Below are 26,921 nucleotides of genomic sequence, written 5' to 3' on the forward strand. Positions count from 1 at the left end.
GCCCGCCCCTCGGGTCCACCCGCCCAGGCCCGCCCCCGGGTCCGCCCGTTCAGGCCCCCCGGTCCACCCGTTCAGGTCCGCCCCCCCGGGTCCACCCGTCCAGGCCCGCCCCCGGCTCCACTCGTCCAGGTGAGTTCACGGCCTCCGCCGGAACCCGGTCCCCACCGGAACGTTCCACCCGGTGTTCCCCGTGCCGCCCTCCCCGCCTCCTGGAGCACCGTCGATGCGATCCCCGGCGTCAACCGCCCGCCATGCGACCGGAACCGGCGGCCCGGAGGGACGGAGGTGACGCGCGGCGTGCTGGTGGGGCGGGCACCCGCCCCGGGGGAGGTGGGGGACGCGTACGACGCGGTCGTCATCGGCTCCGGGGTCGGCGGCCTGACGGCGGCCGTCTGCCTTGCCCGGCAGGGGCGCCGGGTGGCGGTCTTCGAGCAGCACTACACCGCGGGCGGATACACCCATGCCTACCGGCGGCGCGGCTGGGAGTGGGACGTCGGCATCCACTACGTCGGGCAGCTCGCGCCGCGCGAGCCGGTCCGGGTGCTGTCCGACTACCTGACCGGCGGCGCGCTGCGGTGGGCGCCGCTGGGGGACCCGTACGACGAGTACCGGCTGGCCGGCGAGGTGTACGAGGCGCCCGTCGGACTCGCCGCCCACCAGGCCGGGCTGATCGCCCGGTTCCCGGCCGAACGCCCGGGCATCGAGGCGCTGTTCAAGCTCGTCGCACGCTGCCGGGCGACGCTTCCCGTCCTCGCCCTCGGCCGCCTCTCGGGCCCGGTGGCGCGGCGCCTGACGGGCCTGCTGCGACCGGCTGCCGTCCCGCGCGAGGCGCTGCGACCGGCCAGGGAGGTCGTCGCGGGCCTCGTCCGCGACGAGCGGCTGCGGCAGGCCGTGCTGACTCCCGCCGTCCTGCTGCTCGCCGACTCCTCCGCCCGGCTGCCGTTCTTCCTGGTCGCCGTCCTGTTCGAACACTTCAGGAAAGGCGCCTGGTACCCGGTGGGCGGCAGCGCCGCCATCGCCCGGGCGATGCTCGACCCCGTCCGCGCCGCCGGGGGAGAGGTCTACGTCCGGACGGCGGTGGACCGGATCGAGCTGGACGGGTCGCGGGCGAAGGGCGTGGTGCTGGCGGACGGCACGCGGGTACGGGCCCCGATCGTGGTCAGCGCGGCAGGCGCCCACCACACGTACCGCACCCTGCTGCCGAGCCGGTCCGCATCCGACGCGCGAACCGACCCCGTGCACGGCATGCGCGAGGGCTTCCCCTTCGTCCTCCTCTTCCTCGGCTTCGACGGCGAGCCGCAGGAACTGGGCCTGCCCCGGCACAACCTGATGGTCACGGACGGCGACTGCGACGCCTTCTTCGACCGCGCCGGCCGGGGGGACGGCCGCAGCGAGGGCGAGGGTGACGCTCTGCGGACCAGTGGCCTCTTCCTCTCCTTCTCCTCCGCCAAGGACCCGACCTGGACGGACCGGCACCCCGGCCGGTCCACGGGCGAGATCCTCGCGTACGTCGATCCGCGCCTCTTCGCCCCCTTCCGCGGCTCGCGCCACCGCGACCGCGACCCCGCCTACCTGGCCCTGAAGTCCGAGCTCACCGAACGCCTCCTCGACCGGCTGTACGTCCATCTGCCCCGCACCAGGGGCCGGGTGGCGTACCACGAACTCGGCACCCCGCTGACGGCCGAGCACTTCACCCGCTGGCGGGGCGGGAGCCTCTACGGGCTCGCCAAGGACGTCGCGGGGTTCGGCGACGGCACCCGCCCCGGCCTCGCCGACCGTCTGCGTCCGCGCACCGAGTTCGAGGGGCTGTACCTCGCCGGTCAGGACGTCCTGGCCGGCGGTTTCCTCGGCGCGGCCACCGGCGGGCTCCTGGCCGCCCACGAAGCCCTCGACCGCCCCGGCCGCAGCCGCCTGTGGCGGGCCCTCCTCGGGAAGGCTCTCCGCCCCACCGCGTAGGACCGCCTCGGTCGGATCGCGGCGACGGGTTCCCGGAGGCGCTCGCGGGTGCCCCGCCGTCAGAGCGAGGCGAGCCGGTCCACCAGGAGGTCCGTCCTCCGCTCGGCGTCCTCCGGGGGCAGCCGCCGTGCCTGGGTGAGGGTGGCGAGGCCGTGCAGCGACGCCCAGAACACCTCGGTGAACAGGCCCGGGTGGACGCCGTCCCCGGCGACCTCTTCGAGGTTCTCCAGCAGGGCGGCGAAGGCGTCCTTCAAGGGCTGCGGCGTGGACTCCTGCGCGAACGCCAGTCCGCCGTCGAGCTGGAACATGGCCTCGTAGACGGCCGGGTTGCGCCGGGCGAAGTCCAGATAGGCGCGGGCCAGGGCGGCGGCCCGGTCGCGGGGCCCGTCCGCCGCGGAGGCCGCCGCGCGCATCGACCCGGCCAGTTCGGCGGCACCCTGGAGGGCGACGGCCCCGATGATCTCGCGCTTGCCGCGGAAGTGGCTGTAGAGGACGGGCTGGCTGTACTCGATGCGCTCGGCGAGCCGGCGGGTGGTGACCGCGTCCCAGCCCTGGTGCTCGGCGAGTTCGCGGGCCGTGGCCACGATGAGCCGCTCGCGGTCCGCCCGCTCGCGCTGCTTGCGTTCCTGTACCGACATACCTCGACCCTAGCACTGCTAGACAATCGAGCGACTGTAGAGCTAGCGTTGACCCATCACCTAGCAACGCTAGATGTGAGAGGTCGGACGTCAGAAGGGGTGGTCATGCTCAACGCGCTCGAGGTCCTCACCACGGTGGTCGTCGGGGTGATGGTGGGGGTGGAATTCTCCGTCGCCTTCGTCATGAACCCGATATTCAACGGACTTCCCGACGACAGCACCGTGCTCGCCCGGGCCCACGGCGGCCGGATGCTCGGCGCCGTGATGCCCGTCTGGTATCTCGGCTCGCTCGCCCTGGTCGCGGTCTGGGCGGTCGCGGGACGGCACCAGGGAGGCACCGGCCTCGTCGTCACCGCCGGCGCGCTGCTGCTCGTCAGCGTGATCATGTCGGTCGCGCTGCTCGTCCCGATCAACAACCGGGGCAAGACGTGGACGCCCGAGAACCGGCCCGCCGACTGGAAGCGGCAGGCGAGCCGCTGGGACCGGTACCACTACGTCCGCGTGGCGGTCATCATCGCCGCCTTCGCCCTGCTCGTCACCGCCCTGGTCTGAGCCGGAACGCCGGCGACCCGGCTCGGTCGCCTCGCGGCGCGGGTGCGCGAGGTCGACGAGGGAGCCGGGTCGCGGGCCCTGTTCGAGGACGAGGGCAGGCCCAGGGGGGGGCGGGGTGCCGGGGTGCCGGGGTCAGGAGAAGACGACCGACCGCACCAGCAGTCGGTCCGAGGCGCCGCCGCCCGGCCGCAGGGCGTAGAAGGCGTCACCCTGGCAGTTCGCCTCCAGGAACACCACGGCCGTCGCGTCCGTGCGGTTCTTCGGTGCGTAGGCGGGCGAACCCGGCTCCGAGCCCGGCCCCTGGATGTCGATGCAGGTGCCGCTCTGGGGGTTGTTGAGGAAGCCGACCGCCTCGTACCCGTCGGCCGTCCGGTACGTGTAGCGGAACTGCCCCTCGGCGGCGGAGGCCGAACCGGGGGCGGTGAGGAGCAGAAGGGCGGCACCGGCGGCCGAGGCCAGGGTGGAGCGCAGACGCATGGGGGTTCCTTGTTCGCGGTCGAACTCCGCCGAGGGGCGGAGAGGGCACTGCGAGCGTTGCCCCCGGCTACGGCGAGGCACTCCTGCTGTCACCCGCACGGGTGCTGCGGAATCGTTTGCCCAGCTCAAGTGGCGGTGCGGTCCCCGAACCCGCGCGATCACCCGCGCCCCCAGGACGGCCTCGGCGGCGCCCCTCACAGGTGTGCCGGCGGCAGCAGGTCGCTTTCGCTGACGGTGTAGGTCAGGTCGGGGTAGATGAAGTCGGTCTCCTCGTTCTCGCGGCGCCGCAGGGTGAAGAACTCGCGCCGCTGCTCCTCGTCGGCGGCGGTGAGGCGCGCACCCCGGGGGAGGTACGGATGGCCGTCGCGGAAACGCAGGAGCGTCTTGGACGTGCGGAACGTGACGCCCAGCCATTGATGGTCCTCGGCGCCGGGGGCCGGGGGCACGTCGAGGACGATCCTGTGCCGGAAGCGGCTGTTGGACGCGACGGAGAACGCGACGACGCTGTTGTGGGTGAGGGCGATCTCGTACGTCTCGCCGTCGTCTCCCTTCGACTCGAAGACGAGTTTCCTCGGCGGGCTCGCCTCGGGGGTGCGGTAGCAGGAGAAGACGGCGATGGACGAATCCTCGGCCAGGTCCAGGGCCTGGTCCGAATGACCGCCCATCTTCCGATAGGCGCCCGTGTACATCTCGATGAGCGCGTTGTCGAAGCCGACCGGAATTCCCGCACACGCCCGAACCCGCTCCGCCAGCCACTCGTGTACGGCACGGAACCGCTGCGTCGGCCTGGCGTAACGGGTGGTGGTGCGTACGAGGGGAACGCCGCCCGTCGCGTCGACCTTGGTGAGCGTCGCTCCCCGCCGGCCCTTTCCGAGGGGTTCGAGGTGGGCCGAAGCGGACAGTTCCGCGAAGAGATTCCCGTCGACCGGCAGGGTCCGGCAGGTGATCTCGTCCGAGATCCTAGGGGCGGGGCGCAACGTAGTCTCCCGTGTTCATGCTGAACAGGAAATCGCTTCCGTAGTCGATGAAGGAAGACGTCCTGTTCTCCTCGGCGTACAATCCGCGGAGCCTGTCCATGCCCTCCTCCGTGGGAGGCTCCAACGGCACCAGGTCCTCGGCCGCTTTGAGGAACGTCCGACCGCCCCTGTGCACGGCCTCCGTGCGGGAGCAGCGCACCACGTAACCCAGACGGGTCGGGAGCAGCGACGCGTCGAGAGCCGACGGGCGGATCTCGTGGGTGTACAGGCGGTTGGTGGACAGCGGCATGAAGAACACCGAGCCCGGATGGAGGGTGACGGTGAAGTGCGGCGGAAGCGCCGCCCCGTCGAGTCGGGCATCCGGCTCCTTGAGGCGGAAGCGCAGCCTGGTCAGCCCGCTGACGCCCTTGACACCCCGGTCGAAGGGGTCCAAGGGAGCCTCGCCCAGAGGGCGCAGCTTGTCCAGCCCGTCGTAGAAGGTGCAGAAGGCCATGATGCCGTCGGCAGGCATGTCCTTGGTCTTGTCGGCGTGCGCCGAGATCTTCGCCTTCGACTGCTTGCGCTCCGCCGTGGCGAGCGTGTTGTGGTAGACCTGCGCGAGGACGTGATTGAGCGGCGCGTGGTTCCGGAAGACGGTGGCCGCCTCCCGGTTCAGGTCGTCGACGATGAGCGTGTCGGTCGGCCGGAATCCCTCCGTCGGTCCCGACAGATTGGTCGAGCACCGGAGCAGGCGGAAATGCAGGTCGTCGCCGACCCGGGTGACGGGCGTCAGATAGATGCCGCTGCGGTGAGCGGTTCCGGGCTTGGTGGACTCCGTCAGCGACTGGAACGCGTGCTCCGCCCGGATCCGACCGAAGTGATCGACTTCCGGGTCGAAGAAACGGGGATAGTGGACACCGACTCCGTGGACGCGCAGCGGGACCCGGCCCGGATCGATGAGGACCCGAGGCGGATGAGGGCCGTCGCCGTGGCCGGACGATGCCTCCCGGACGACGAACACCCGGGCGGCCGTACCCAGGCGAGGGTCGTCCAGGCCGGAAACGTCTCCCACCAGGTACACGGTCCTGCCGGTGAGGTCGTGCGCCCCGGAAGCCAAATCCTCCGGGGTGAGGACGGTCCCGAAGAAGTCCCTGGCCATGTCGTGATCGCGGGACAGGGCGGAAGACACCACCAGGACATGGCGCGCGGCGTCGAGGCGCGCCTCGCCCGGCTCGGCGGAGCCCGAGGCCGAGGCGGAAGCCGAAGTCATAGTCGTAGTCGAGTCGGTCATTCGTTCCCCGCTATCCGTCGTCCGTCGTCCGTCATGCGACATCGTGGGTGGTCCGTTCCTCGTCATCCGTCACTGGGCGCCCGGCGTCGGAAGGCGTAGGTGCTGGGACGGAGTTCGACGAACCGGTGGGCGTTCCAGCCGCCGCCGGCGCGGGCGCGCCGCGCGCGAGGCGGGCCGACGGAGACGGGCGCACGGAACCCCCTGTTGTGTGCGTACGGTGGGCGGATCCTACGTCACCGGCCGCCGCGCCGAGGCGAGGGTGCCGGCCGGGACGTCGCGACGCGGCGCGGCACCGCACGTACGGTGACCCTGACGAGTACGACGACGAGCGCCACGGAGCGCCCGGCGGGACCGCCCCGCCGGACCCGTGCGACGGCGCCCGGCAGAGAGAGCGATGAGGCCGCGATGAGTGAACCGACGAAGCCCGAGGTCGAGGTCCCCGAGGGCGACGCCCCCACCGAGCTGACGGTTCGCGACCTCGTCGTCGGGGACGGCGCGGAGGCGAAGCCCGGAACGGTCGTCAGGGTCCACTACGTCGGCGTGACGTTCGAGACGGGGAGGGAGTTCGACGCTTCCTGGGACCGGGGCGAGCCGTTCAAGTTCGCCCTGGGCGGCGGCAGGGTCATCAAGGGCTGGGACCGGGGCGTGCGGGGCATGAAGGTGGGCGGCCGGCGCGAGATCGTCGTCCCGCCCCGGCTCGGCTACGGCAAGCAGTCGCCCACTCCGCTGATCCCCCCGGGCTCGACCCTCGTCTTCGTCGTGGACCTTCTGTCGGTCGTGGGACCGGGCTCAGGGCGATAGACGCGGTGGCGGCGGTGGGGGAGGGGCATCCGGCCCGGTGGCGTTCCGGCAGTCGGCAGTCGGCAGTCGGCAGTCGGTACCGGTACCGGTGCCCGGCAGCCGGCAGCCACGACGACCCGGCCGAGCCGAGTACGCACGCGGGAATGCGGACGTTTCCGTGACCCGGGCCCTGGGCGCGAGCCGCGTCACCGCTCTGCTGCCTTCTGCGACGCCCTCGACGGCTTTCCGCTGGCTGCTGCGCCGCTGATCCCCGGAACCGCATGGCATGCGCCGGTCGTGGAGCGGGTGCGGCCCGCAGACGGTCCCGCGGACGGTTCTTGACCGATGAAGCCGCGGGGCCCTAGTTTCATGCGCACCGACTCGCGGGCACGGAAAGGGGGCGAGGGCGGATGTCGATCTTCTCCGACCTGAATCGCCTCGCTCACCGGGCTGCCTGGGTTCCGGGTCGTGTAGCGCACGGCTGCTGACGCGGCCGCTGTTCCGGCCGGCCCTCTCGTGGTGCCGCCGTTTCCTTCTCTCCTCATACGTGCCGGCTCCTGCCGTGTGTCGTCGTGCGGACATCCGACGCGCGCGCCCCGGGCCGGTCCTCTCACCGCGCACCGATACAGAAGGCCTGACATGGCGAACCATCCCCGTCCCCGTCCCGTTCTCCCTCCCTGTCCTTGTTCCCCTTCCCCTTCCCCTTCCCTTTTCCTTTCCCTTTGCCCTTCCCTTTGCCCTTCCCTCCCTACGACCCTGCACCGAAGCGAGGAACCGTCGTGACCGAGGCGCGGATCACCGTGAACGGGCAGGAGGCGCCGATCGCCCCGGCCGCGGCGCACACCACGGTGCTGGACTTCCTGCGCGAGCGCGGGCTCACCGGAACCAAGGAAGGCTGCGCCGAGGGCGAGTGCGGTGCGTGCTCGGTGCTGGTGGCTCGGCCCGGCGTGCACAAGCCCACCGACTGGGTCGCGGTCAACGCCTGCCTGGTGCCCGTGGCGGCACTCGACGGCCAGGAGGTCGTCACCGCCGAAGGGCTCGCCACCCCTGGCACGCCCGGCACGCCCCCCGCCCTGCACCCCGTGCAGGAGGAGCTGGCCGTGCGCGGCGGCTCCCAATGCGGCTACTGCACCCCGGGGTTCGTCTGCAGCATGGCGTCGGAGTACTACCGGCCCGACCGCCGCGCCTCCCTCGGTGCCACCGCTGCCACCGCTTCCACCGCTTCCGTCGATGTCGCCGTTCCCAGCGCTCCCGCCGAAGGTGCCCCTGATGCGGACCACCACCACGAGCACGGCCCCAACGGCTTCGACCTGCACGCGCTCAGCGGCAACCTCTGTCGCTGCACCGGCTACCGGCCGATCCGGGACGCGGCCTTCGCCGTCGGAGACCCCGCCGCGGACGACCCGCTCGCGCGGCGCCGGGACCAGGCGCCGCCGGAGCCGGTAGCGACCCACTACACCCAGGACGGCGGTACGTTCCTGCGGCCGGGCAGCCTCGCCGAGGCACTCCGCGTCCTGCGCGAACGGCCCGAGGCGGTGGTCGTCTCCGGCGGCACCGACCACGGCGTCGAGGTGAACATCCGCGCCCGCCGCGAGCGTTGTGTCGTCGCCGTCGACCGCCTGCCCGAACTGCGGCAACTGCGCGTCGAGTCGGACCGCATCGAGCTCGGCGCGGCCCTGACCCTCACCGAGATCGAGCGCCGACTCGACGGCGAAGTGCCGCTGCTGGCAGCGCTGTTCCCGCAGTTCGCCTCGCGCCTGATCCGTAACAGCGCCACCCTCGGTGGCAACCTCGGCACCGCTTCCCCCATCGGCGACAGCCCGCCGGTGCTGCTCGCCCTGGAGGCGTCACTGGTGCTCGCCGGCGCCGACGGGGAGCGGGTGGTCCCGCTCGCCGAGTACTTCACCGGCTACCGGCAGAGCGTCCGCCGCCCCGACGAGCTGATCCGCGCGGTCCGCGTCCCGCTGCCGCAGGCGCCCGTCACCGCCTTCCACAAGATCGCCAAGCGCCGCTTCGACGACATCTCCAGCGTCGCCGTCGCCTTCGCGCTCGACATCGACGCCGAGGACGGCACGGTCCGGAAGGCGCGGATCGGGCTCGGCGGCGTCGCCGCCACCCCGATCCGCGCGCTCGCCACGGAGGCGGCCCTGGAGGGCCGGCCGTGGACGGCGGAGACCGTCGAGGCCGCCGCGCGCGAGCTGCGCGGCGAGGGCACGCCGATGGACGACCACCGCGCCAGCGCCCTCTACCGCTCCGCGATGCTCGGCCAGAGCCTGCTGAAGCTGTACGCCCAGACCACCACCGAGGCGGTGTCGTCATGAGTCATCTCTCCGAACGTCCCGAGAAGGCCGTCGTCGGCGTCTCGATGCCGCACGAGAGCGCCCGCCTGCACGTCACCGGCGCGGCGCTCTACACCGACGACCTGGTGCACCGCACCAAGGACGTGCTGCACGCCTACCCCGTGCAGGTCATGAGGGCCCGCGGCCGGATCACCGCGCTGCGCACCGAGCCCGCGCTCGACGTGCCCGGCGTCGTCCGCGTCCTGACCGGCGCCGACGTGCCCGGCGTCAACGACGCCGGCATGAAGCACGACGAGCCGCTCTTCCCCGACGAGGTCATGTTCCACGGCCACGCCGTGGCCTGGGTGCTCGGTGAGACCCTGGAGGCCGCCCGGCTCGGTGCCGCGGCCGTCGAGGTGGAGCTCGACGAACGCCCCGCCCTGGTCACCCTGGAGGAGGCGATCGCGGCCGGCAGCTACCACGGCGCCCGGCCGCTGATGGAGACCGGCGACATCGACGCCGGGTTCGCGGACTCCGCGCACGTGTTCAGCGGCGAGTTCCGCTTCTCCGGGCAGGAACACTTCTACCTGGAGACCCACGCCGCCCTGGCCCTGATCGACGAGAACGAGCAGGTGTTCGTCCAGAGCAGCACCCAGCACCCCTCGGAGACGCAGGAGATCGTCGCGCACGTGCTCGGCGTGCCCGCCCACGAGGTCACCGTGCAGTGCCTGCGCATGGGCGGCGGTTTCGGCGGCAAGGAGATGCAGCCGCACGGCTTCGCGGCCGTCGCCGCGCTCGGCGCCAGACTGACCGGCCGACCCGTCCGCTTCCGGCTCAACCGCACCCAGGACCTCACCATGTCCGGCAAGCGGCACGGCTTCCACGCCACCTGGCGGATCGGCTTCGACGCCGACGGCCGCATCCAGGCCCTCGACGCCACCCTGGTGGCGGACGGCGGCTGGAGCCTGGACCTCTCCGAGCCGGTGCTCGCCCGCGCCCTGTGCCACATCGACAACACCTACTGGATCCCGAACGCGCGCGTCGCCGGCCGCATCGCGCGGACCAACACCGTCTCGAACACCGCCTTCCGCGGCTTCGGCGGCCCCCAGGGCATGCTGGTGATCGAGGACATCCTGGGCCGCTGCGCGCCCCTGCTCGGCCTCGACCCGACGGAGCTGCGGGAACGCAACTTCTACCGGCCCGGCCAGGGGCAGACGACGCCGTACGGCCAGCCGGTCACCCAGGCCGAACGCATCACCGCCGTCTGGCGGCAGGTCCAGGACGACGCCCGGCTCGCCGACCGCAGGCGGGAGATCGACGCCTTCAACGCCGCGCACCCGCACACCAAGCGGGCGCTCGCAATCACCGGCATCAAGTTCGGCATCTCCTTCAACCTCACCGCCTTCAACCAGGGAGGCGCGCTGGTGCTGATCTACAAGGACGGCTCCGTCCTGATCAACCACGGCGGCACCGAGATGGGCCAGGGGCTGCACACCAAGATGATGCAGGTGGCCGCGACCACGCTCGGCATCCCGCTGCACCGGGTGCGGCTGGCCCCGACGCGTACCGACAAGGTGCCCAACACCTCCGCGACCGCGGCCAGCGCCGGCACCGACCTCAACGGCGGGGCGATCAAGAACGCGTGCGAGCAGCTGCGCGAGCGCCTGCTTCAGGTGGCCGCCACCCGGCTCGGTGTCCACGCCTCCGACGTACGCGTCGTCGACGGCGTCGCGCGCGCCCTTGGCAGCGACAAGGAACTCGCCTGGGAGGATCTGGTGCGCACCGCGTACGTCCAGCGTGTGCAGCTGTCCGCGGCGGGCTTCTACCGCACCGAGGGCCTGCACTGGGACGCGAAGTCCTTCCGGGGCTCCCCCTTCAAGTACTTCGCGCACGGCGCCGCCGCGACCGAGGTGGAGGTCGACGGCTTCACCGGCGCGTACCGCATCCGGCGCGTGGACATCGTCCACGACGTCGGCGACAGCCTCTCCCCGATGATCGACATCGGTCAGGTCGAGGGCGGATTCGTGCAGGGCGCGGGCTGGCTGACCCTGGAGGACCTGCGCTGGGACACCGGCGACGGCCCGCACCGAGGCCGGCTGCTGACCCAGGCGGCGAGCACGTACAAGCTGCCCAGCTTCTCGGAGATGCCGGAGGAGTTCCACGTCCGGTTGATGGAGAACGCCACCGAGGAGGGCGCCGTGTACGGCTCCAAGGCCGTCGGCGAACCCCCGCTCATGCTCGCCTTCTCGGTGCGCGAGGCGCTGCGGCAGGCCGCGGCGGCGTTCGGCCCGGCCGGCGTCAGCGTCGAGCTCGCCAGTCCGGCGACCCCGGAGGCGGTGTACTGGGCCGTCGAGGCGGCCCGGGGCGGTGGGTCGGGCGCGGGCCCGTGGGACGTGGCGGGAACCACGGGCACGGGCAGCGGCACAGTGCCGGAAGTGAACGTTCCGAGTCATGTCTGACATGACCTGGATCGCCGCGGTCGCGCGGTTGCGGGGACGCCGTGAGGCCGGCGTCCTCGTGACCGTCGCGGCCGTGCGCGGTCACGCACCCCGCAAGGCCGGCGCGAAACTCGTCGTGGGAAGGACGGGGGTGTGGGGCTCGATCGGGGGCGGCAACATCGAGGCCGTCGCGATCGACCGGGCCCGGGAACTGATCGACACGCCCGGGGCGGAGGCCGAGCCGGAACTGATGGAGTTCGCCCTCAACGACAAGGTGACCGGCCCGCACGGCGTCCAGTGCTGCGGGGGCACGGTCTCGGTGTTCCTGGAACCCCTGCCGGTGCCGCCCGCGGTGGCGGTCTTCGGCGTCGGACACGTCGGCATCGAACTGGCCCGCATCCTGGCCCGGCACGACCTCGACCTGCACCTGATCGACAGCCGCCCCGACATGCTCACCGCGGAACGCCTCGCCGTCCTCGACGACGCGGTGGCCCGACTCCACGTCCACCACACCCCGCTCCTCCCCGAGGCTGTCCTCGAAGAACTCGCGCCCGGCACCCACGTGCTGATCGCCACGCACGACCACGCCGAGGACGCCGCGCTGTGCGACGCCGCACTGCGCACGCCCGGCCTCGGATCCATCGGCCTCATCGGCTCGGCCGCCAAATGGGCCCGCTTCCGGCAACGCCTGGCCAAGGAGGGCGGTCACGATCCCGCCGCCATCGACCGGATCAAGACCCCGATCGGCCTCCCCGGGATCACCGGCAAGGAACCCGCCACGATCGCGGTCAGCGTCGCGGCGGACCTCCTCCTGACCTTCCAGAAGGCCGGCCGCTGATCGGGTCTCCGCGGGCGGACGTTCGCAAAACGCGGCCCGCTCGCGGGTGTCGGACGGAGCCCGCCGCCTCCGTCCCCGGTATACCGGTGGCTCGAAGTCCCGCACGGCCGAGGGTGCCACGGCCCGGACGGCATGACGGCCCAGGCCCCCGTCAGAGGAGAAGCGCCATGACACTCGAACGGATGGACAACGTCGGCATCGTCGTCGAAGACCTGGACGCCGCCGTCGCCTTCTTCACCGAACTGGGCATGACGCTCGACGGCAGGGCGCAGATCGAGGGCCTCTTCGCGGACCGGGCCGTCGGTCTCGACGGGGTCCGCAGCGAGATTGCGATGCTGCGGACCCCGGACGGCCACGCCAAACTGGAACTCGTTCGATACCGCACCCCGGAGGCGATCGCCGACGGTTCGCCCCACCCGCCGCCGAACACCCTGGGCCTGCACCGGGTCATGTTCGCCGTCGACGACATCGACGACACCATCGCCCGCCTCCGCCGCCACGGTGCCGAACTCATCGGCGAGGTGGCGCAGTACGGTGACGTCTACCGCCTCTGCTACCTCCGCGGCCCCTCGGGCATCATCCTCGCCCTGGCCCAACGGATGAACTGACGCCCGGGCATCGGGCGCTCCTTCCCGACGTCGACCCCCGCCGGGATCGCGCAGCCGTCGGTGTCACCGGACACGTGACCGATGGGGTCTCGGCGACCAGGGGGTCACGGGGCGTGATGCCGCCCACATGCGGCGGGGCCGCCGCCCGGGGCGTGTTAGCTTCCGGCAGTGATATCCCAGGTCGCGGATGCCCGCGAAGTCGACGAGGCAGTCAGGTCCGGTTCCTTCCCGTCGGACGGCCGGCCGTCCGACGGTGCCGCGCACGCGGACGGGTCCCTGGGGCTGCTCGACCTGTTCGGCGACTCCTTCGTCCGTGATCCGTATCCGTGGCTCGAGCGGCTGCGCGCCGAGGCGCCGGTGCACCGGGATCCCGGCACGGGACTGTGGCTGGTCAGCCGGCACGAGGACATCCGGCGCGTCCTGCTCGACACGGACCGGTTCCTGCCGGACAACGCCCAGAACGCGGTCACGCCGCTGCCCGTCGCCGTCATGCGGGTCCTCGTCCGTGCCGGGTTCACGCTGCCGCCCGCGCTCGCCAACAACGGGAGCCCCAGCCACGCGGGGCTGCGCCGTGTTGTCATGCGGTTCTTCGACGCCCGGAGCGTCGCCGCCGCCGTACCCATGATCGAGCGCATCGCCGACGAGCTGATCGACCGGCTGCCCGGGACGGCGACGGCCACGTGCGACCCTTTCGACCTTTTCGTCCCCTTCGCCCAGGTCCTCCCGTGCCGGGTGCTGATGGAGCTCCTCGGTATCCGCGGCGTCGACCCCGTCACGCTGATCGCCTGGAGCGACGCCGCGCTGGAACTGTTCTGGGGGCGGCCCACGCTCGCCCGCCAGCTGGAACTGGCCGAGCCCGTCGCGGCGTTCCACCAGTGGCTCACCGCGACCGTCCGCGATGACGACGCGCCGTCCGGCTCCTTCATCCGCGCCCTCGCCGACCACCGGCTGCCCGACGGCACCCCTCTGGACACGGCCACCGCCGTCGCCGCCTGCTTCTTCGTCTTCGTCGCCGGCCAGTCCACCACCGGCCAGCTCATCGCCACCGTCCTCCGCCGGGCACCCACCGACCCGGAGGTGTGGCAGGGCGCCGCCGCGGAGGACGGCCTCGCGGAGGCGTGGGTGGAGGAGGTCCTGCGCCGTGAGCCGCCGGTGACCACCTGGCGCCGGGTGACCGCCGAAGCCACCCGCCTGGGCGGCGTGGAGCTGCCGGCGGGCGCGCAGGTGCTGCTGATGCTCATGGGCAGCGGTTCCGATCCGGACGTCTTCCCGGACCCGGAGCGCATGTGCCCGGGACGGGCGAACGCCCGCCGCCACCTGGCGTTCGGGGCCGGCCGCCACCTCTGCCCCGGCGCCACGCTCGCCCGCACGGAGGCGGCGGTGGCCCTGCGGGTCGCTGCCCGCCGCCTGCCCTCCCTCCGGCCGGCGGACCCCTCGGACGGACCTCCCATGCTGGGGCTCCTGTCGTTCAGGGCCCCGCTGCGGGTGGCGGTGGAGCGCAGGACCCAGCGGCCGTGAGGGGGCCGGGCCTCGGCACCGGTGACCGGGGCGGGCACTCGTAACGGCGGGCGGGCCCGCCGCGCCGCCCCTTCCTATGGCACCGCGCGCCACATTCCCGGCCCCGGAAGTGGCGGCACGCCATGTGGGCCGGGATCCCCGCCGTTCACCAGGATGTCCGCATCTCACCCCCACCCGCACCCGGAGATGCGCATGAAGATCAGAAGGATCGGCGGCAACAGCGGCAGCGGCGGCCACCGCGGGGACGGCGGGACCATGCGGGTCCGCCGGTTCGGCCGGCTCCTCGTCGCCGCCCTGGCGGCCGCCGGCATCGCCGCCACGACGGTCGGCGGGGCGACGGCCGCGGTTCCGCCGCCGACGTCCGGCACGCTCCAGCGGTACGACATCAGCGCGACCTACGTGAGCGGCCTCTCGTCCGGCGGCTTCATGGCCAACCAACTGCACGTCGCCTACTCGGACGTCTTCGCGGGAGCCGGCATCTTCTCGGCCGGCCCGTACGACTGCGCGCAGAACAACCTCAACACGGCCCTGTACGCCTGCATGGACACGCTCATGGCCCGCAAGACCCCCGCCCAGCTGGAGCAGCTGACCCGCGACAGGGCCGCGGCGGGCAAGGTCGACCCGGTCGCCAACCTCTCGGGCGACAAGGTCTGGCTGTTCCACGGCACCAACGACGCCACCGTCAAGGCCCCCGTGAACGACGATCTCGCCACGTACTACCGCGACTTCGGCGCCGACACCGTCTACGACGACACGTCCGCGTCGGGCCACGCCTGGGTCAGCCCGATCGGACCCAACGCGTGCACGTCGACCAGCTCGCCGTACGTCAACAACTGCGGCGGCGACCCGGTGAAGGACATGCTGACCCATCTGCTCGGGAGCGTGGAACCGGCGACCTCCGCCGCGCTGACGGGCAAGCTGGTCAGGTTCGACCAGAGCGCGTACGCCCCCGGCGGCAGCTCCAGCGCCATCGGCATGGGCGGCGAAGGCTTCGCCTACGTGCCGCGGTCCTGCCAGAACGGCGCCTCCTGCACGCTCATGGTGACGCTCCACGGCTGCTACCAGTACTACGGCCTGGTCGGCAACGCCCTCATGGACAAGGCGTACCTCAACGAGTACGCCGACACCAACGACATGATCGTCCTCTACCCGCAGGCCACCACCATGACCGGCAACCCGCGCGGCTGCTGGGACTGGTGGGGCTACAAGTCGGCCGACTACGCGCAGAAGAGCGGCCCCCAGATGAGGGCCGTGACGAACATGGCGAAGGCCCTCGGCGCCGGCACCACCGGCACCCCCGCCCCCGGCCTCCCCGCCCCCACCGGAGTGACCGTCACCGCCACCACCGCTTCGAGCGCCTCGCTCTCCTGGAACGCGGTCCCGGGCGCGGCCTCGTACGACGTCTACCGCGACGGCGCCAAGGTGAACGCGACCCCGGTGACGTCCACCGGCCACACCGACTCCGGCCTGACCGCCGGCACGGCGTACGGCTACACGGTCGCGGCCGTCGACGCCTCCGGAGCGCCCGGCGCCAGGAGCGCCCCCGTCACGGCCACCACCACCGGTGCCGCGCTCTGCGTGACCGCCGACAACTACGCCCACACCCAGGCCGGGCGGGCCCACCAGTCCGGCGGCCACACCTACGCCAACGGCTCGAACCAGTACCTCGGCCTCTGGAACGTCCTGGCCTCCAGCACCATCAAGGAGACCTCGCCGGGCTACTGGGTCAGGTGCTGATCGCCCGGCGTCGCCGAGCCCCGTGCGTCGACCCCGACGGCGGGGCTGCGGCGTTCGACGAGGACGACGTCGCGCCAGGCGCCGTGATGGCGGCCGATGCGTTCGCGGGTGCCGATGACGCGGAAGCCGGCGCGCCGGTGCAGCGCGAGGCTGGCGGTGTTCTCCGGAAAGATCCCGGACTGCACCGTCCAGATCCCGGCGGCGTCCGTGGAGGCGAGCAGGGCGGTCAGCAGGGCCAGGCCCACACCGCGGCCCCGGGCGCCGGGATGGACGTAGACGGAGTGCTCGACGACACCGGCGTACGCGCACCGGTCGGAGACCGGGACGACGGCGGCCCAGCCCAGGACCCGGTCGGCGTCGAGGGCGACCAGGCGGTGGTCGGGCAGTTTCGCCTCGTCGAACGCCTGCCAGGTGGGGGCGGCGGTCTCGAACGTCGCGTTCCCCTCGTCGATGCCCAGCTGGTAGATCCCCAGCACCTGTGCGGCGTGCTCGGGCCGGAGCGGCGCGATGCGTACGCCGCTCTCCGCGGCCGTCACCGTCACACCGCCGCCTCGACGCCGAGTTCCGCGAGCAGGCCCCGGACGCGGCGTTCGATCTCGTCGCGGATCGGACGGACGGCCGCGACGCCCTGGCCAGCCGGGTCGTCGAGCTGCCAGTCCAGGTACCGCTTGCCGGGGAAGTACGGGCAGGCGTCGCCGCACCCCATGGTGATCACCACGTCGGAGGCCTGGACCGCCTCGGTGGTGAGGACCTTCGGCGTCTCGGCCGAGATGTCGATGCCCGACTCCCGCATGGCCTCGACCACGGCCGGGTTCACCGTGCTCGCCGGGGCGGAGCCGGCCGAGCGGACCTCGACCCGGTCCTCGCCGAGGTGGGTGAGGAAGGCCGCGGCCATCTGCGACCGACCGGCGTTGTGGACGCAGACGAACAGCACGGAGGGAACGAGGGAAGGGGTGGGAGCAGGAGTGGGGGCGGTATTCATCGGGCTGGGGCGCTTTCTTCAGTGGGTACGGGTGGCGGGCTGCCGCGTCGGGTCCGAGGCGTCCGTCCCCGGGGCCGGCGACGTGAACACGGCTTCCGTGGGCACAGCTTCCGTGAGTACGGGTGGCGTGGGCGCAGGTTCCGTGGGCGCAGGTTCCGTGGGGCTCTGGACCTCGCGGCCGAAGCAGAGTGCGACCAGGCCGAGGCCCGCGATCGCGCCGACGAGCTGCGCGGCGAGGAAGGGCGGCACGGAGGCGGGGGCGATGCCGGCGAAGGTGTCGGTGAACGCCCGTCCGATCGTGACGGCCGGGTTGGCGAAGGAGGTGGAGGAGGTGAACCAGTACGCCGACCCGATGAAGGCGGCGACCAGCGCCGGCGCGAGGTGGGCCCGGCCCGTGCGGGCCAGGCCGAAGACCAGCCACACCAGCCCGGCGGTGGCCACGACCTCCGCCAGCCACAGGTGCCCGGCGAACCGGTCGTGGGTGGACAGGCGCAGCAGCGGCTCGCCGAACATCGCGTCGGCCAGTACCGCGCCGGCGATCGCCCCGGCGATCTGGGCGGGGATGTACGCCGCGGCCTCGCGCGCGGTGAAGGCCTCGGCGCCGGCGCGGCGGCGGCCGGTCGACCAGGCGGCGAGGGTGACCACCGGATTGAAGTGGGCCCCGGACACCGGGCCGAGCAGGGCGATCAGCACGCCGAGGCCGAAGACGGTGGCCAGGGAGTTGGCGAGGAGCTGCGTCCCGACGTCACGGGTCAGCGCGGTGGCCTGGATCCCGGAGCCGACGACCACCGTGACCAGCGCGGCGGTGCCGAGCCCCTCGACCGCGGCCCGTCGCGGCAGAGGCGCGGTCACACCGACGCCTTCGCGGTGACGGCGGGGATCTGGAGCAGGGCGGACAGCTGCGCCAGGGTGTCGGGCAGCACCCAGTAGTACACCCACGTGCCACGTCGCTCGGAGCCGACCAGGTCGGCCTCCCGCAGCACCTTCAGATGGTGGGAGATCGTCGGCTGGGAGACGTCGAACGGGCCGGTGAGGTCGCACACGCACGCCTCCCCGCCCTCGTGGGACGCGATCAGGGACAGCAGGCGCAGCCGGATCGGGTCCGACAGCGCCTTGAACATCCGCGACAGCTCGACCGCCGCCTCCTCGCCGAGCGGCTCACGGACCATCGGCGCGCAGCACGCCGCCTCGTCCTGCCCGAGCACCGGCAGACCAGCTTGTTTCGACATTCCTCAATATTGACAGCGGTCGATCCCGATGGCAAGGTCGGCTATATCGACAGACGTCGAAACAGTGGGTGCGTGGGCGTGGTGCCCATGCGCCACGCCACGAAGGGGAGACAGTCATGTCCCGTGTCCAACTGGCCCTGCGCGTAGCCGACCTGGAAGCGTCGGTCGCCTTCTACGCCAAGCTCTTCGGCGCCGAGCCCGCGAAGCGCCGCCAGGGCTACGCCAACTTCTCCCTCGTCGAACCCCCGCTCAAGCTCGTCCTCATCGAGGGCCAGCCGGGCGAGGACACCCGCCTGGACCACCTCGGCGTCGAAGTCGCCACCTCCGCGCAGGTCCACGCCGCGACCGGCCGGCTGAAGGACGCCGGACTGTCGACCGTGGAGGAGAACGACACCTCCTGCTGCTACGCCCTCCAGGACAAGGTGTGGGTCACCGGCCCCGGCAAGGAGCCGTGGGAGGTCTACGTCGTCAAGGCCGACGCCGACCGGCTGGACAAGAGCCCCGCCCCCGACACCGAGGCTTGCTGCGCCTGACCGGCAGGGGGGCGTACGCCTCACACCCCGAACCCGACGAGGGCGGACGACCCGTACCCGGCGAGGCGTCACCCCCCGAACCGGGCGAGGCCGGACGCCACGAACCGGCGTCCGGCCCGCGAATCCGGCTATGGCCCCCGTTTCGGTTCACCATCGGGTTTCGGCGGGTACTCGATCGGATCGGCCTTCCAGTACCAGTCCTCGCCCTGGTGGACCGCCCGCCCGGGCCGGGGACTCGGCCCGCCGTCGCGCCCCGCGAGCCAGTGGATGAAGGCGACCACCGCGACGAGGAACAGAACCATGCCGAACACGGTCCACGCCCCCGCATCCCCCTCGGCGAGCCGCGGCACGCCCGTGGTCCACAGATAGCGCCCGAGCCGCCAGGCCATCATGAGCAGCGCATACCCGAGCCCCACCGCGAACGGCAGGAAGATCAGGCCGAGACCGAGACAGCCCTTGTCCACGCCCTTGCGATCCATCCCCGCCCCCGTGTGATCTGATCCGCCAGGTGTGGCCGAAGCTGGGGATACCCCCTCGCGAGGGCCCCCACACCAGGTGCGCCACCGCAGGTGAGCCCGACCGGATGCGTCCCCGGGGCCCGGTGACCGACAACCGACGACCGCGTGAACAGGGAAGAACATGAACGAGGATTCCGCGGCCCGGGCGGACCGCCCGCGAGCCGGAGTCCGGCTGCGGCCGGCTACCGCGGACGACGCCGACTTCCTGGTCGAGATGCTGCTGGAGGCGTTCAACTGGAAGGGGCCGCGGTTCCGTCGGGAGGAGATCCTGGCGACGCCGCACTTCGCCCACTACGTCACCGGGTGGCCGCGGGCAGGGGACTTCGGCGTGGTCGCCGAGGACGCCTCGGGCGAGCCGGTAGGGGCGGTCTGGGCCAGGACCTTCCCCGCGGACGATCCGGGGTACGGATACGTCGACCCGGAGGTGCCCGAGCTGACCGTCGGCGTGCTCCCCGGACACCGGGGCCGGGGCGTCGGCGGCGCTCTGCTGGACGCGGTGGTGGAGAGGGCGGCCCGGTCGGGCGTCGCGCGCCTGAGCCTCAGCGTCGAGGACGGCAACCGCGCCGCCGCGCTCTACGCCTCCCGCGGATTCGTCACGGTCGGGCGGGAAGGCGACTCGGACACCATGGTGCTCCGCGTGCGCACGCCCTGAACGCCGCCCGGGCGGGCGCAGGGGCCGAGGACCACCCGGGACGCCCGGCATCCGGGCACCGTCGCCGCCGGGGGTCAGGGGACCTCGCGGACGACCTGGTTCGTCAGTTCGTAGCGTGCGCCGACGACGGCCAGCCGGCCCTCCGCGATCCTGGCGGCCAGGTCGGGCTCCGCGGCGAGCCGGGAACGTACGAGCCCGACCTGCGCGGTGACGGCGGCGTCGACGCGTGCGGTGAGAGGGAGGGAGTGGTCGATCGCGGGCTTGATCTGCTCGGCGAGGTACTGGATGTGGGCGGGCAGCGTCTCGCCGGTCTCGTCCGCGTGGACCGCCGCGGACACCGCGCCGCACGACTGGTGCCCGAGGACCATGACCAGGGGTATCCCGAGGTCCAGCACTCCGTACGCCACGCTGCCGAGCACCGCCTCGTCGAGGACCTCGCCGGCGGAGCGGACGGCGATCAGGTCGCCCAGCCCCTGGTCGAAGACGAGCTCCGGCGGGACCCGGGAGTCGATGCAGCCGAGGACGACCGCGAACGGGTGCTGCCCCGACACCACCTCGGTGCGGACGGCGCGCGTCTCGTGCGGATGCCTCTCGCGGAAGGTGCGCCAGCGCCGGTTGCCCGCGTACAGCTCGCGCAGCGCCGCTCCGGGCGTCGCCGGCCGGATCCGCCGCCGCGGGGCGGGAGCCGCTGTCGCTGGCGGGGTGCCCAGGGCCCACGCACCCGTGGTCACGGCCGCCCCGGTCACGGCGGTACGCAGTAGACCGCGGCGCGAGGGCGTCGCCCTCCGGACGTCACCGGCGGAGGGAAGGGGTTCCGAAGATTCGTTCATGGCGGGAACGTACGGCTGGTCCGGACGGCTCCGTCCGTCTGTTTGCCGAATGCACGAGGTCTCTTTGATTCCCATTGAACTCGGGGAGGAATGAGCCGAGTTGGATCCAGGAAATTCCCGCCTCGGGGTGAGCCGATGGCAGGCGCTCGCTGTCCGTCGCCGGTCCGCCACGCTCGGTGGCATGATCGCTGATGTGGACTACCGAATGTGCGTCGACATGCTGGCGAAGGTGCACGAGAACCCCGGCGGGGTTCCCCGGACGGTGCGCCAGGCGAACGTCTCCCGTCTGCTGGAGGTGCTGGGCCGTCCCGAGCGGGGGCTCCGCGGGATGCTGGTGGTCGGGACGAACGGCAAGGGATCGACGTGCGCGTTCGCCGTGTCGGCGGTGACCGCGACCGGCGCGCGGGTCGGCAGCATGCCCAGCCCGCACCTGCAGGAACTCAGGGAACGCATCCGGATCGACGGGATCCCCGTGACCCGCGCCGAGTACGCCGCGGCGTACTCCGAGGTCTGGCGGGCGATCGAACGGCACGACCTGCCCGTCCTGCCCCAGGGCATCCACGCGACCACCGCGGCCGTGCACTTCCGGCGGGCGGGCGTCGCACTGACCGTCGCCGAGGCGAGCATCGGCGGGAGCCGGGCGGCGGCCGCCGAACTCGGCCTGGACGTCAAGGTGGTCACCGGCGTGGGCCTCGACCACACCCGCCTGCTCGGCACCTCCCTCGCCGAGATCGCCGAGGCGAAGGTGGGGGCCGCACGGGACGGGGACCACGTCGTCCTCGGACGCCTGGACCCGGAGGCGGCCACGGCCGCCGAGCGCGTCCTCGGGGAACGGACGGGGCTGACCGTCTGGCGCCTGGGCCACGAGATCCGCTACACCACCCGCCTCGCCCGCCCCACCGGTCAGGACGGCGGCCCTGGCGGCCCGGTGACGCTCGTCGACGTCTCCACGCCCCGCGCCGTCCACCGCGACCTGCCCTGCCCGCTCCCCGGGGCACATCAGCACCACAACCTCGCCGTCGCGATCGCCTCCGTGGACGCCCTCGCCGAACGCGGCCACATCCAGGAGCCGGACGGTGACCGGCTCCGCGCCCGGCTGGCGGCCACCCGCTGGCCCGGCCGCCTCGAACTGGTCGAGACCCGCCTCGGAGACTGGACGGGCCGCGTCCTCCTCGAAGGCGCCACCAACCCCCAGGGCGTGGAGACCGTGGCCCCGGAGATCCTGCGCCGCGCCCGCCGCGACGGAGACGGGGGAGCGCCCGTGCTGCTCTTCGCGTCGATGGGCGACAAGGACGCCTCCGGCATGCTCGCCCCGCTCCCCGCCGACTGGCCCCTGGTCCTCACCCGCACCGGAGCGACCCGGGCCGCGGACCCCGACGCCCTGCACGCCCGGTTCGCCCCGGCCCGCCGAGGTCCGTGCGTGATCGCCGAGGACACGCCCGCCGCGCTCCACCGCGCCGCCGAACTTGCTGGAGCCGGCGGCCTGATCGTCGTCATCGGCTCGCTGCGCCTGGTCGGCGAGGCCCGTACGGCGCTGGGCCTGCCGTCCGCGTGACGGCGGCGCGGCGGGCGGTGCGGGGCGTCAGACGGGCAGCGCGTGCAGCTTCTTGCCGTGCAGGGCGAACACGTGCTTCCCGTCGGTGGCCACCAGCCACGCGTGGTAGTCACCGGAGCCGTCGTTGAACGTCCACCGCACCGCACCCGACTTCGCGTCGATGGCGATGACCCCGCCCCGCTGGTCCAGGTCCGTCGCCGCGTACAGGACGCCGCCGGCCTTCACGTACTGGCGCGGGACCGTGATGTCCGCGTCGGCGAGCGCCTGGGACGTCCAGAGCACCTTGCCGGTGCGGGGGTCGAGGGCGCGCAGCGTACGGCTGCTGTCCGCGAGGTAGAGGACGCCGTCCAGGACGGCCGGCTCCTTGAACGAGACGTAGCTCTCCGCCGTCTCCGCCGACCACTTCAGCGCACCGTCGGCGAGGCCGAAGGCCTGGAGCTTCGGCCCCTGCGGAACGATCACCAGGTTCTCGTGCACGGCGAAGAAGCCGTAGTTGGTCTTCGTGGTCTTGTGCGTCCACACCTGCCTGCCGGTGGTGGTGTCGCGCACTGTGAGGTTCTTCTTGAAGTCGGTGTACACGAGGTGGCGGCCCTGCGCCTGGGCGTGGATGCCGTTGCCCTCGGTGCCGACGTCGCGCCGCTCCTTCCACGCCAGGCGACCGGTACGGCTGTTCAGTGCGGCGATCACGTTGGTCCTGGACGACCCGTCGGCTTCCAGGACCTCGGCGATGACGTACACCTGCTCGTCGTCCACCGCGATCGGTCGCGGCTGCCGGTAGCCCTTGCCGAGGTGGCTGCGCCAGGTCTCCTTGCCCGTGGCCGGGTCGTAGCCGGCGACCGTGCCGTCGTACGTGGCGCTGGCCAGGTACAGCGTTCCGGCCCCGAGCAGCATGGGCGCGCCGGGCACCGCACCGTCCTTCAACGACCACCGCTCCGTGCCCGACGCGGCGTCCAGCGCGGCCAGCGGCTCGCCGCTGGCGATCACCACGCCGTTCGCGGCGACGAGTTCGTCGTTGTCGCCGTAGGTCTGCGCGGACGTCGTTCTCGTCCAGAGCGGTCGGGGCGCCCGGCCGTCCTTGCCTGCGCCGCCCCCGGCGGGCTGGTCACCGCCGACCGGCTTGCCGTCGCCGGGGCTCTCGGATGCTCCTGACGCGCCCGATCCCGCCGGGTTTCCCGACCCGCCGAGGTCGGCGCCGTCCTCGCGGCAGCCGGTGGCGCCCATCGTCAGGGCGGCGAGGGCGAGTCCGCCGCCGGCCAGCCGCAGTGCGCGCCGCCGGGAGAACCCGCCACCCGGCACGCCGTCGCCTCGCATGATCATGTCGCTGTACCCCCGTGGAGCCGTCGGATCGGAAGAGTGCCCGGGGTCGACGCCGTCCGTACGTCCGTACGTCTGTGCCTGCGTACGTCTGTGCGTGCTTCCGTGTGACCCCCGCGGCCTGGAACCTATCCGTCGTCGCAGGCCGGACGCGGTGTCGGGGTCCAATCGGGACGTCCTCGTGAACCAATCGGGACACTGCGGCGGCCTTCGCGGCGCACCCGGCGGAGGGCACGGCTCCGCGCCTACCGCTGCTGTTGCTTCTCCTTCTGCTTCTCCTTCTGCCGGGCGTAGTAGGCGCGGGCGCGGTTGCGGTCGCCGCAGTCCTTCGTGTCGCACCAGCGGCGGTTCCGTCGCGGTGAGGTGTCCAGGTAGACCCATCCGCACGTGGCGTCCTCGCACTGGTGCAGACGGTCGAGGTCGTCGCGCTGGGTGAGGGCCACCAGCCCCCGGACGATGCGGTGGCGGGGGAGGCGGAGGTCGGGCTCCCGCTCCTGCCACCGCCAGCGGCCGTCCGAGGGGACCAGGTCCGCCGCGGCGACCGCTGCCCGGTACAGGCGAGCGAGGCCGGCGGCGGCTTCGCTGTCGTTCTCGAAGAGGACCCCGTAGACGTCCTCCCGCGCGGCGACGACCAGTTCGCGTTCTCGTTCGGCCGCGGGCCCGTCCCGGTCGGCGAGCCCGTTCAGGGTGGCGGCCTCGTCCTCGTCGATCAGGCCGGATTCGAGGCACCACTCGACGACGTCGGCATAGGTCCTCAGGGACTCGGTGCGTTCGGGTCCGCCGCGTCGCCACGCGACGGTGTTCACCAGGTCGAGCATGCGGTCGCCCGCGATGTGACCGAACCTCACCCTCCGCTCCTCTCGTCGAAGTCGACATCTCATGGGTGAATCCATCATTGCATGTGAGACTCCCCTCTGTGATCATGAGGCTCATCCATTCTCATGTCCAATCGACCAATCACCCATGAGACTCCCAGGAGGGGAGCGACCGTGCCCGTCGCCGTCGTCAGACCGTTCACCGCCCTGTGGGCGTCCCAGGCGTCCTCGAACCTCGCCGACGGCCTCCTCCAGGCCGCGGCCCCCCTCCTCGTCGCCACCCTCACCCGCGACCCGCTCGTCGTGTCCGGCATGACGGTGGCGCAGTTCCTGCCCTGGCTGCTCGCGACCCTCCCCGCGGGCGCGCTCGCCGACCGCATCGACCGACGGCGGATCCTCGTCGCGGGCAACCTGCTGCGCGCGGCCGGGTTCGCGCTGCTCGCCCTCGCCCTGGCCGGCGGAGGGCGCCACGTCGGCCTCCTCTACGCGGCGGTGTTCATAGCAGGCTGCGCCGAGACGATGGTCGACAACGCGGCCCTGGCCATCCCGCCCCGCCTCCTGCCCCGCGCGAAGCTGGAGCGCGCCAACGGCAGGCTGTTCGCCACGCAGGCGCTCGTCAACACGTTCGTCGGCCCACCCGCCGGCGCCGCGCTGTTCGCGCTGACGGCGTCGGCGGCCTTCTTCACCGGCGCGGCCGCGTTCGCCGTCGCCGGACTCGCGGCCCTGCTGCTGCCCGCACTGCGCCCCGCAGGCGAGGAGGACGGCCCGGGCGACTCCGGCAGGGCCACCCTGGCCCAGGACATCCGGACCGGATGGTCCCACTTCTGGCGCCACGACCTGCTGCGCCGCGTCGCGTTCATCTCGGCGGCCATCAACTTCTTCGGTGCGGCCACCGGCGCTCTCCTCGTCGTGCTGGTCACGGGCCCGTACGCCGTGGCCCTCTCGCACTACGGCCTCTTCATCGCCGTTCCCGCGGCCGGCGCCATCGCCGGATCGCTGCTCGCCGAACGCCTCGTGCCCCGCGTCGGCGGCGGCCCCACCACCTGGCTCGCCGCCCTCGTCCCCGCCGCCGGCTACGCGGTCCTGGGGCTCGGTCACAGCACGCCGCTCGCCCTCGCCGCGATGTTCGGCGCCGCGTTCGCCGGCTCGCTGAACCAGATCGTCGTCAGCACCCTGCGCCAGGCCGCCGTACCGGACGCACTCCTCGGCCGCGTCACGGCCGCCTACCGCCTGATCGTCCTGGGCGTCGTCCCCCTCGGCGCCCTCGGCGGCGGCCTGCTCGGCCGCCACCTCGGAGTCCGTGCCGTCTTCCTCGCCGCGGCCGCCGGACTCGCCCTCACCGCGGCCCCCCTCGCCTCCCGGGTCACCACCCGACGCCTCCGCGAGGCCGAGAGGCTCCCCGTGCGCCCCGTGGGCCCCGTGGGCTCTACCGGGTCAGACGAGTGACGACGCGTCGGCCTCGACGGCGTCGGCCGGCACCCGCACCTTCACCGGCTCGCCCTGCGCGGTGAGGGTCAGCGTCGTCGTGGACTTCAACAGACCCTCCAGGTCCATCTGCAGCCGCACCCGTACGAGCCGGCCCCGCCGGTCGATCCACACGTCGGCGGTGGCGGGAATCGGGCCGCCGAGCATGTCGCGCACCTGGTCGACCTTCTTCCGTGCGTCCGCGGACATGCCGAGGGTCAGCGCGGCATGGGTGAGCGCGCCCTGGTAGCGGGTCGCCGGGGCTCCGGCCACGTCCTCCACTGCGAGCTGCCGATAGCGCTCGCCCAGGAGCACCTGCCGCATCAGGAACTCGGGGTCGTTGCCCGGCGCCTTGAGGAGGCGTTCGGCCTTGATCTCGGCCCGGTCCACGTACATCCAGTCGACCGATTCCTTCGTCGTCGTCCCCCGCACGTAGAGCCGCTCCGGCGTGAAGACCTGATCGAACCGTGCGACGTCCTCCAGCCCCACGGCGAACGTGCCCCGCCTGCGCGCGAAGTCGTGCCCGCCCTCGCCGGTGAGGGCGTACGTGCTGCCGCCCGTCTGCCCGACCTCCCAGCGGTACGCCGTACGCGCCGTGGTCAGCCCCTCGACGGCCGCGCGGACCGTCCGCAGGTGATCGACATCCGCGGTCGCCGTCGCGGCTGCGGTGGCTGTCGCTGTCGTCGTGGACGTCGTGGACGTCGTGGACGTCGTGGACGTCGTGGACGCCGTGGACGCCGCGGGTGTGGCGGCCGTGCCCGCCGGACCCCTCGCCGCGCACCCGACGGTGAGCAGCGCGACGCAGACGAGGGTGGAAGGCAGGGCACGGCGCATGGCGGCGGAACTCCAGGAAAGGCAGGAAGCGGCGGAACAGGCGGGAACAGGCGGGAACGGGAAGGAACCGAAGGGGCGTGACGAAGCCGTACGCACCCGCCTCCTGACCTGTGCACGTCGACCGTGC

Annotated in this window: 26 protein-coding genes; 13 read left to right on the top strand and 13 right to left on the bottom strand. The window is 72.7% G+C overall.

All coding sequences use genetic code 11. The features are described from left to right. The first annotated feature begins 285 nt into the window (after positions 1-285). Positions 286-1,956, top strand: a complete 1,671-nt coding sequence (locus tag ACFZCF_RS15940) for an FAD-dependent oxidoreductase (RefSeq protein WP_391286918.1) — start codon at positions 286-288, stop codon at positions 1,954-1,956. 59 nt (positions 1,957-2,015) lie between these two features. Here the strand turns inward: ACFZCF_RS15940 and ACFZCF_RS15945 are convergent, their stop codons facing one another. Continuing rightward, positions 2,016-2,594 carry a TetR/AcrR family transcriptional regulator gene (locus tag ACFZCF_RS15945; RefSeq protein ID WP_388447440.1) on the bottom strand — a complete coding sequence of 193 codons (579 nt, stop codon included), beginning with the start codon at positions 2,592-2,594 and terminating at the stop codon, positions 2,016-2,018. 105 nt (positions 2,595-2,699) lie between these two features. Here ACFZCF_RS15945 and ACFZCF_RS15950 point away from each other — a divergent pair, with 105 nt between their 5' ends. Then, on the top strand, positions 2,700-3,146 hold the full coding sequence (locus ACFZCF_RS15950; protein ID WP_391286919.1) for an anthrone oxygenase family protein: 447 nt from the start codon (positions 2,700-2,702) through the stop codon (positions 3,144-3,146). Between the two features lie 132 nt (positions 3,147-3,278). Here the strand turns inward: ACFZCF_RS15950 and ACFZCF_RS15955 are convergent, their stop codons facing one another. The 3 genes from ACFZCF_RS15955 to ACFZCF_RS15965 all read right to left on the bottom strand — a co-directional run bounded on the left by ACFZCF_RS15955 (position 3,279) and on the right by ACFZCF_RS15965 (position 5,870). Beyond that, the gene (locus ACFZCF_RS15955) at positions 3,279-3,623 is read right to left on the bottom strand and encodes a hypothetical protein (RefSeq protein ID WP_391286920.1); all 345 of its coding nucleotides are present in this window, start codon (positions 3,621-3,623) and stop codon (positions 3,279-3,281) included. Between the two features lie 194 nt (positions 3,624-3,817). Beyond that, positions 3,818-4,600, bottom strand: coding sequence for an alpha-ketoglutarate-dependent dioxygenase AlkB (locus ACFZCF_RS15960; protein ID WP_391286921.1), 783 nt, complete (start codon positions 4,598-4,600; stop codon positions 3,818-3,820). Continuing rightward, entirely contained in the window at positions 4,584-5,870 is a 1,287-nt protein-coding gene (locus ACFZCF_RS15965) for a hypothetical protein (RefSeq protein WP_391286922.1), read from the bottom strand. Before ACFZCF_RS15965 ends, ACFZCF_RS15960 begins: the two co-directional genes overlap by 17 nt. 405 nt (positions 5,871-6,275) lie before the next feature. On the opposite strand from ACFZCF_RS15965, the gene ACFZCF_RS15970 reads away from it, so the two are divergent. From ACFZCF_RS15970 to ACFZCF_RS16000, 7 genes are all read left to right on the top strand, one after another. Beyond that, positions 6,276-6,671, top strand: a complete 396-nt coding sequence (locus tag ACFZCF_RS15970) for an FKBP-type peptidyl-prolyl cis-trans isomerase (protein ID WP_391286923.1) — start codon at positions 6,276-6,278, stop codon at positions 6,669-6,671. Between the two features lie 758 nt (positions 6,672-7,429). Beyond that, entirely contained in the window at positions 7,430-8,971 is a 1,542-nt protein-coding gene (locus ACFZCF_RS15975) for an FAD binding domain-containing protein (RefSeq protein ID WP_391286924.1), read from the top strand. Then, the gene (gene xdhB, locus ACFZCF_RS15980) at positions 8,968-11,388 is read left to right on the top strand and encodes a xanthine dehydrogenase molybdopterin binding subunit (protein ID WP_391286925.1); all 2,421 of its coding nucleotides are present in this window, start codon (positions 8,968-8,970) and stop codon (positions 11,386-11,388) included. The genes ACFZCF_RS15975 and xdhB overlap by 4 nt, the downstream gene beginning before the upstream one ends. Position 11,389: 1 nt before the next feature. Next, positions 11,390-12,205: a xanthine dehydrogenase accessory protein XdhC gene (gene xdhC, locus ACFZCF_RS15985; RefSeq protein ID WP_391287095.1), complete on the top strand. Its 816-nt coding sequence runs from the start codon at positions 11,390-11,392 to the stop codon at positions 12,203-12,205. Between the two features lie 167 nt (positions 12,206-12,372). Beyond that, positions 12,373-12,813, top strand: coding sequence for a VOC family protein (locus ACFZCF_RS15990; RefSeq protein ID WP_391286926.1), 441 nt, complete (start codon positions 12,373-12,375; stop codon positions 12,811-12,813). Positions 12,814-12,981: 168 nt separating this feature from the next. After that, complete coding sequence (locus ACFZCF_RS15995; RefSeq protein ID WP_391286927.1) at positions 12,982-14,331, top strand: cytochrome P450; 1,350 nt, start codon at positions 12,982-12,984, stop codon at positions 14,329-14,331. A 192-nt stretch (positions 14,332-14,523) separates the two neighbouring features. Then, a complete protein-coding gene (locus tag ACFZCF_RS16000; RefSeq protein ID WP_391286928.1) occupies positions 14,524-16,068 on the top strand; it encodes a fibronectin type III domain-containing protein in 1,545 nt (514 codons plus the stop codon). On the opposite strand, the gene ACFZCF_RS16005 is transcribed toward ACFZCF_RS16000, so the two are convergent. The 4 genes from ACFZCF_RS16005 to ACFZCF_RS16020 are packed head-to-tail and all read right to left on the bottom strand — an operon-like array spanning position 16,050 to position 18,279. Continuing rightward, positions 16,050-16,610, bottom strand: coding sequence for a GNAT family N-acetyltransferase (locus ACFZCF_RS16005; protein ID WP_388447418.1), 561 nt, complete (start codon positions 16,608-16,610; stop codon positions 16,050-16,052). The genes ACFZCF_RS16000 and ACFZCF_RS16005 overlap by 19 nt on opposite strands. Beyond that, positions 16,607-17,050: an arsenate reductase ArsC gene (locus ACFZCF_RS16010; RefSeq protein WP_388447416.1), complete on the bottom strand. Its 444-nt coding sequence runs from the start codon at positions 17,048-17,050 to the stop codon at positions 16,607-16,609. The genes ACFZCF_RS16005 and ACFZCF_RS16010 overlap by 4 nt, the downstream gene beginning before the upstream one ends. Positions 17,051-17,068: 18 nt before the next feature. Further along, positions 17,069-17,902: an aquaporin gene (locus ACFZCF_RS16015; protein WP_391286929.1), complete on the bottom strand. Its 834-nt coding sequence runs from the start codon at positions 17,900-17,902 to the stop codon at positions 17,069-17,071. After that, positions 17,899-18,279, bottom strand: a complete 381-nt coding sequence (locus ACFZCF_RS16020; protein ID WP_391286930.1) for a metalloregulator ArsR/SmtB family transcription factor — start codon at positions 18,277-18,279, stop codon at positions 17,899-17,901. The genes ACFZCF_RS16015 and ACFZCF_RS16020 overlap by 4 nt, the downstream gene beginning before the upstream one ends. A gap of 116 nt (positions 18,280-18,395) precedes the next feature. Here ACFZCF_RS16020 and ACFZCF_RS16025 point away from each other — a divergent pair, with 116 nt between their 5' ends. Next, positions 18,396-18,812 carry an ArsI/CadI family heavy metal resistance metalloenzyme gene (locus ACFZCF_RS16025; protein ID WP_391286931.1) on the top strand — a complete coding sequence of 139 codons (417 nt, stop codon included), beginning with the start codon at positions 18,396-18,398 and terminating at the stop codon, positions 18,810-18,812. A 128-nt stretch (positions 18,813-18,940) separates the two neighbouring features. On the opposite strand, the gene ACFZCF_RS16030 is transcribed toward ACFZCF_RS16025, so the two are convergent. Further along, on the bottom strand, positions 18,941-19,291 hold the full coding sequence (locus ACFZCF_RS16030; RefSeq protein ID WP_388447408.1) for a hypothetical protein: 351 nt from the start codon (positions 19,289-19,291) through the stop codon (positions 18,941-18,943). Between the two features lie 160 nt (positions 19,292-19,451). Between ACFZCF_RS16030 and ACFZCF_RS16035 the strand changes: the two genes are divergently transcribed. Then, complete coding sequence (locus ACFZCF_RS16035) at positions 19,452-19,982, top strand: GNAT family N-acetyltransferase (RefSeq protein WP_391286932.1); 531 nt, start codon at positions 19,452-19,454, stop codon at positions 19,980-19,982. Positions 19,983-20,056: 74 nt separating this feature from the next. Here ACFZCF_RS16035 and ACFZCF_RS16040 read toward each other — a convergent pair whose 3' ends face one another. Then, the gene (locus ACFZCF_RS16040) at positions 20,057-20,812 is read right to left on the bottom strand and encodes a carbonic anhydrase (protein ID WP_391286933.1); all 756 of its coding nucleotides are present in this window, start codon (positions 20,810-20,812) and stop codon (positions 20,057-20,059) included. 181 nt (positions 20,813-20,993) lie between these two features. On the opposite strand from ACFZCF_RS16040, the gene ACFZCF_RS16045 reads away from it, so the two are divergent. Then, positions 20,994-22,367: a glutamate ligase domain-containing protein gene (locus tag ACFZCF_RS16045; RefSeq protein ID WP_391286934.1), complete on the top strand. Its 1,374-nt coding sequence runs from the start codon at positions 20,994-20,996 to the stop codon at positions 22,365-22,367. A gap of 27 nt (positions 22,368-22,394) precedes the next feature. Here ACFZCF_RS16045 and ACFZCF_RS16050 read toward each other — a convergent pair whose 3' ends face one another. Both ACFZCF_RS16050 and ACFZCF_RS16055 read right to left on the bottom strand, forming a co-directional pair. Continuing rightward, positions 22,395-23,684: a PQQ-binding-like beta-propeller repeat protein gene (locus tag ACFZCF_RS16050; RefSeq protein WP_391286935.1), complete on the bottom strand. Its 1,290-nt coding sequence runs from the start codon at positions 23,682-23,684 to the stop codon at positions 22,395-22,397. Positions 23,685-23,926: 242 nt separating this feature from the next. Next, positions 23,927-24,529, bottom strand: coding sequence for a CGNR zinc finger domain-containing protein (locus ACFZCF_RS16055; protein ID WP_391286936.1), 603 nt, complete (start codon positions 24,527-24,529; stop codon positions 23,927-23,929). Between the two features lie 141 nt (positions 24,530-24,670). On the opposite strand from ACFZCF_RS16055, the gene ACFZCF_RS16060 reads away from it, so the two are divergent. Next, positions 24,671-25,942, top strand: a complete 1,272-nt coding sequence (locus ACFZCF_RS16060; RefSeq protein WP_391286937.1) for an MFS transporter — start codon at positions 24,671-24,673, stop codon at positions 25,940-25,942. Here the strand turns inward: ACFZCF_RS16060 and ACFZCF_RS16065 are convergent. Further along, entirely contained in the window at positions 25,931-26,794 is an 864-nt protein-coding gene (locus ACFZCF_RS16065; RefSeq protein WP_391286938.1) for a hypothetical protein, read from the bottom strand. The two genes, ACFZCF_RS16060 and ACFZCF_RS16065, sit on opposite strands and share 12 nt — an antisense overlap. Positions 26,795-26,921 lie beyond the last annotated feature (127 nt).

The organism is Streptomyces sp. NPDC007945 (assembly GCF_042958885.1).
Classification (GTDB): Bacteria; Actinomycetota; Actinomycetes; order Streptomycetales; family Streptomycetaceae; genus Streptomyces.

What these genes read in the sequence shown, in the direction of transcription:
- ACFZCF_RS15970 (WP_391286923.1), top strand. Translation starts at nt 6,276, where the DNA reads ATGAGTGAACCGACGAAGCCCGAGGTCGAGGTCCCCGAGGGCGACGCC.
- xdhC (WP_391287095.1), top strand. Translation starts at nt 11,390, where the DNA reads ATGACCTGGATCGCCGCGGTCGCGCGGTTGCGGGGACGCCGTGAGGCC.
- ACFZCF_RS16000 (WP_391286928.1), top strand. Translation starts at nt 14,524, where the DNA reads ATGAAGATCAGAAGGATCGGCGGCAACAGCGGCAGCGGCGGCCACCGC.
- ACFZCF_RS15990 (WP_391286926.1), top strand. Translation starts at nt 12,373, where the DNA reads ATGACACTCGAACGGATGGACAACGTCGGCATCGTCGTCGAAGACCTG.
- ACFZCF_RS16020 (WP_391286930.1), bottom strand. Translation starts at nt 18,279, where the DNA reads ATGTCGAAACAAGCTGGTCTGCCGGTGCTCGGGCAGGACGAGGCGGCG.
- xdhB (WP_391286925.1), top strand. Translation starts at nt 8,968, where the DNA reads ATGAGTCATCTCTCCGAACGTCCCGAGAAGGCCGTCGTCGGCGTCTCG.
- ACFZCF_RS16045 (WP_391286934.1), top strand. Translation starts at nt 20,994, where the DNA reads ATGATCGCTGATGTGGACTACCGAATGTGCGTCGACATGCTGGCGAAG.
- ACFZCF_RS16035 (WP_391286932.1), top strand. Translation starts at nt 19,452, where the DNA reads ATGAACGAGGATTCCGCGGCCCGGGCGGACCGCCCGCGAGCCGGAGTC.
- ACFZCF_RS16030 (WP_388447408.1), bottom strand. Translation starts at nt 19,291, where the DNA reads ATGGATCGCAAGGGCGTGGACAAGGGCTGTCTCGGTCTCGGCCTGATC.
- ACFZCF_RS16065 (WP_391286938.1), bottom strand. Translation starts at nt 26,794, where the DNA reads ATGCGCCGTGCCCTGCCTTCCACCCTCGTCTGCGTCGCGCTGCTCACC.
- ACFZCF_RS15955 (WP_391286920.1), bottom strand. Translation starts at nt 3,623, where the DNA reads ATGCGTCTGCGCTCCACCCTGGCCTCGGCCGCCGGTGCCGCCCTTCTG.
- ACFZCF_RS16040 (WP_391286933.1), bottom strand. Translation starts at nt 20,812, where the DNA reads ATGAACGAATCTTCGGAACCCCTTCCCTCCGCCGGTGACGTCCGGAGG.
- ACFZCF_RS15945 (WP_388447440.1), bottom strand. Translation starts at nt 2,594, where the DNA reads ATGTCGGTACAGGAACGCAAGCAGCGCGAGCGGGCGGACCGCGAGCGG.
- ACFZCF_RS16010 (WP_388447416.1), bottom strand. Translation starts at nt 17,050, where the DNA reads ATGAATACCGCCCCCACTCCTGCTCCCACCCCTTCCCTCGTTCCCTCC.
- ACFZCF_RS16025 (WP_391286931.1), top strand. Translation starts at nt 18,396, where the DNA reads ATGTCCCGTGTCCAACTGGCCCTGCGCGTAGCCGACCTGGAAGCGTCG.
- ACFZCF_RS15965 (WP_391286922.1), bottom strand. Translation starts at nt 5,870, where the DNA reads ATGACCGACTCGACTACGACTATGACTTCGGCTTCCGCCTCGGCCTCG.
- ACFZCF_RS15950 (WP_391286919.1), top strand. Translation starts at nt 2,700, where the DNA reads ATGCTCAACGCGCTCGAGGTCCTCACCACGGTGGTCGTCGGGGTGATG.
- ACFZCF_RS16050 (WP_391286935.1), bottom strand. Translation starts at nt 23,684, where the DNA reads ATGATCATGCGAGGCGACGGCGTGCCGGGTGGCGGGTTCTCCCGGCGG.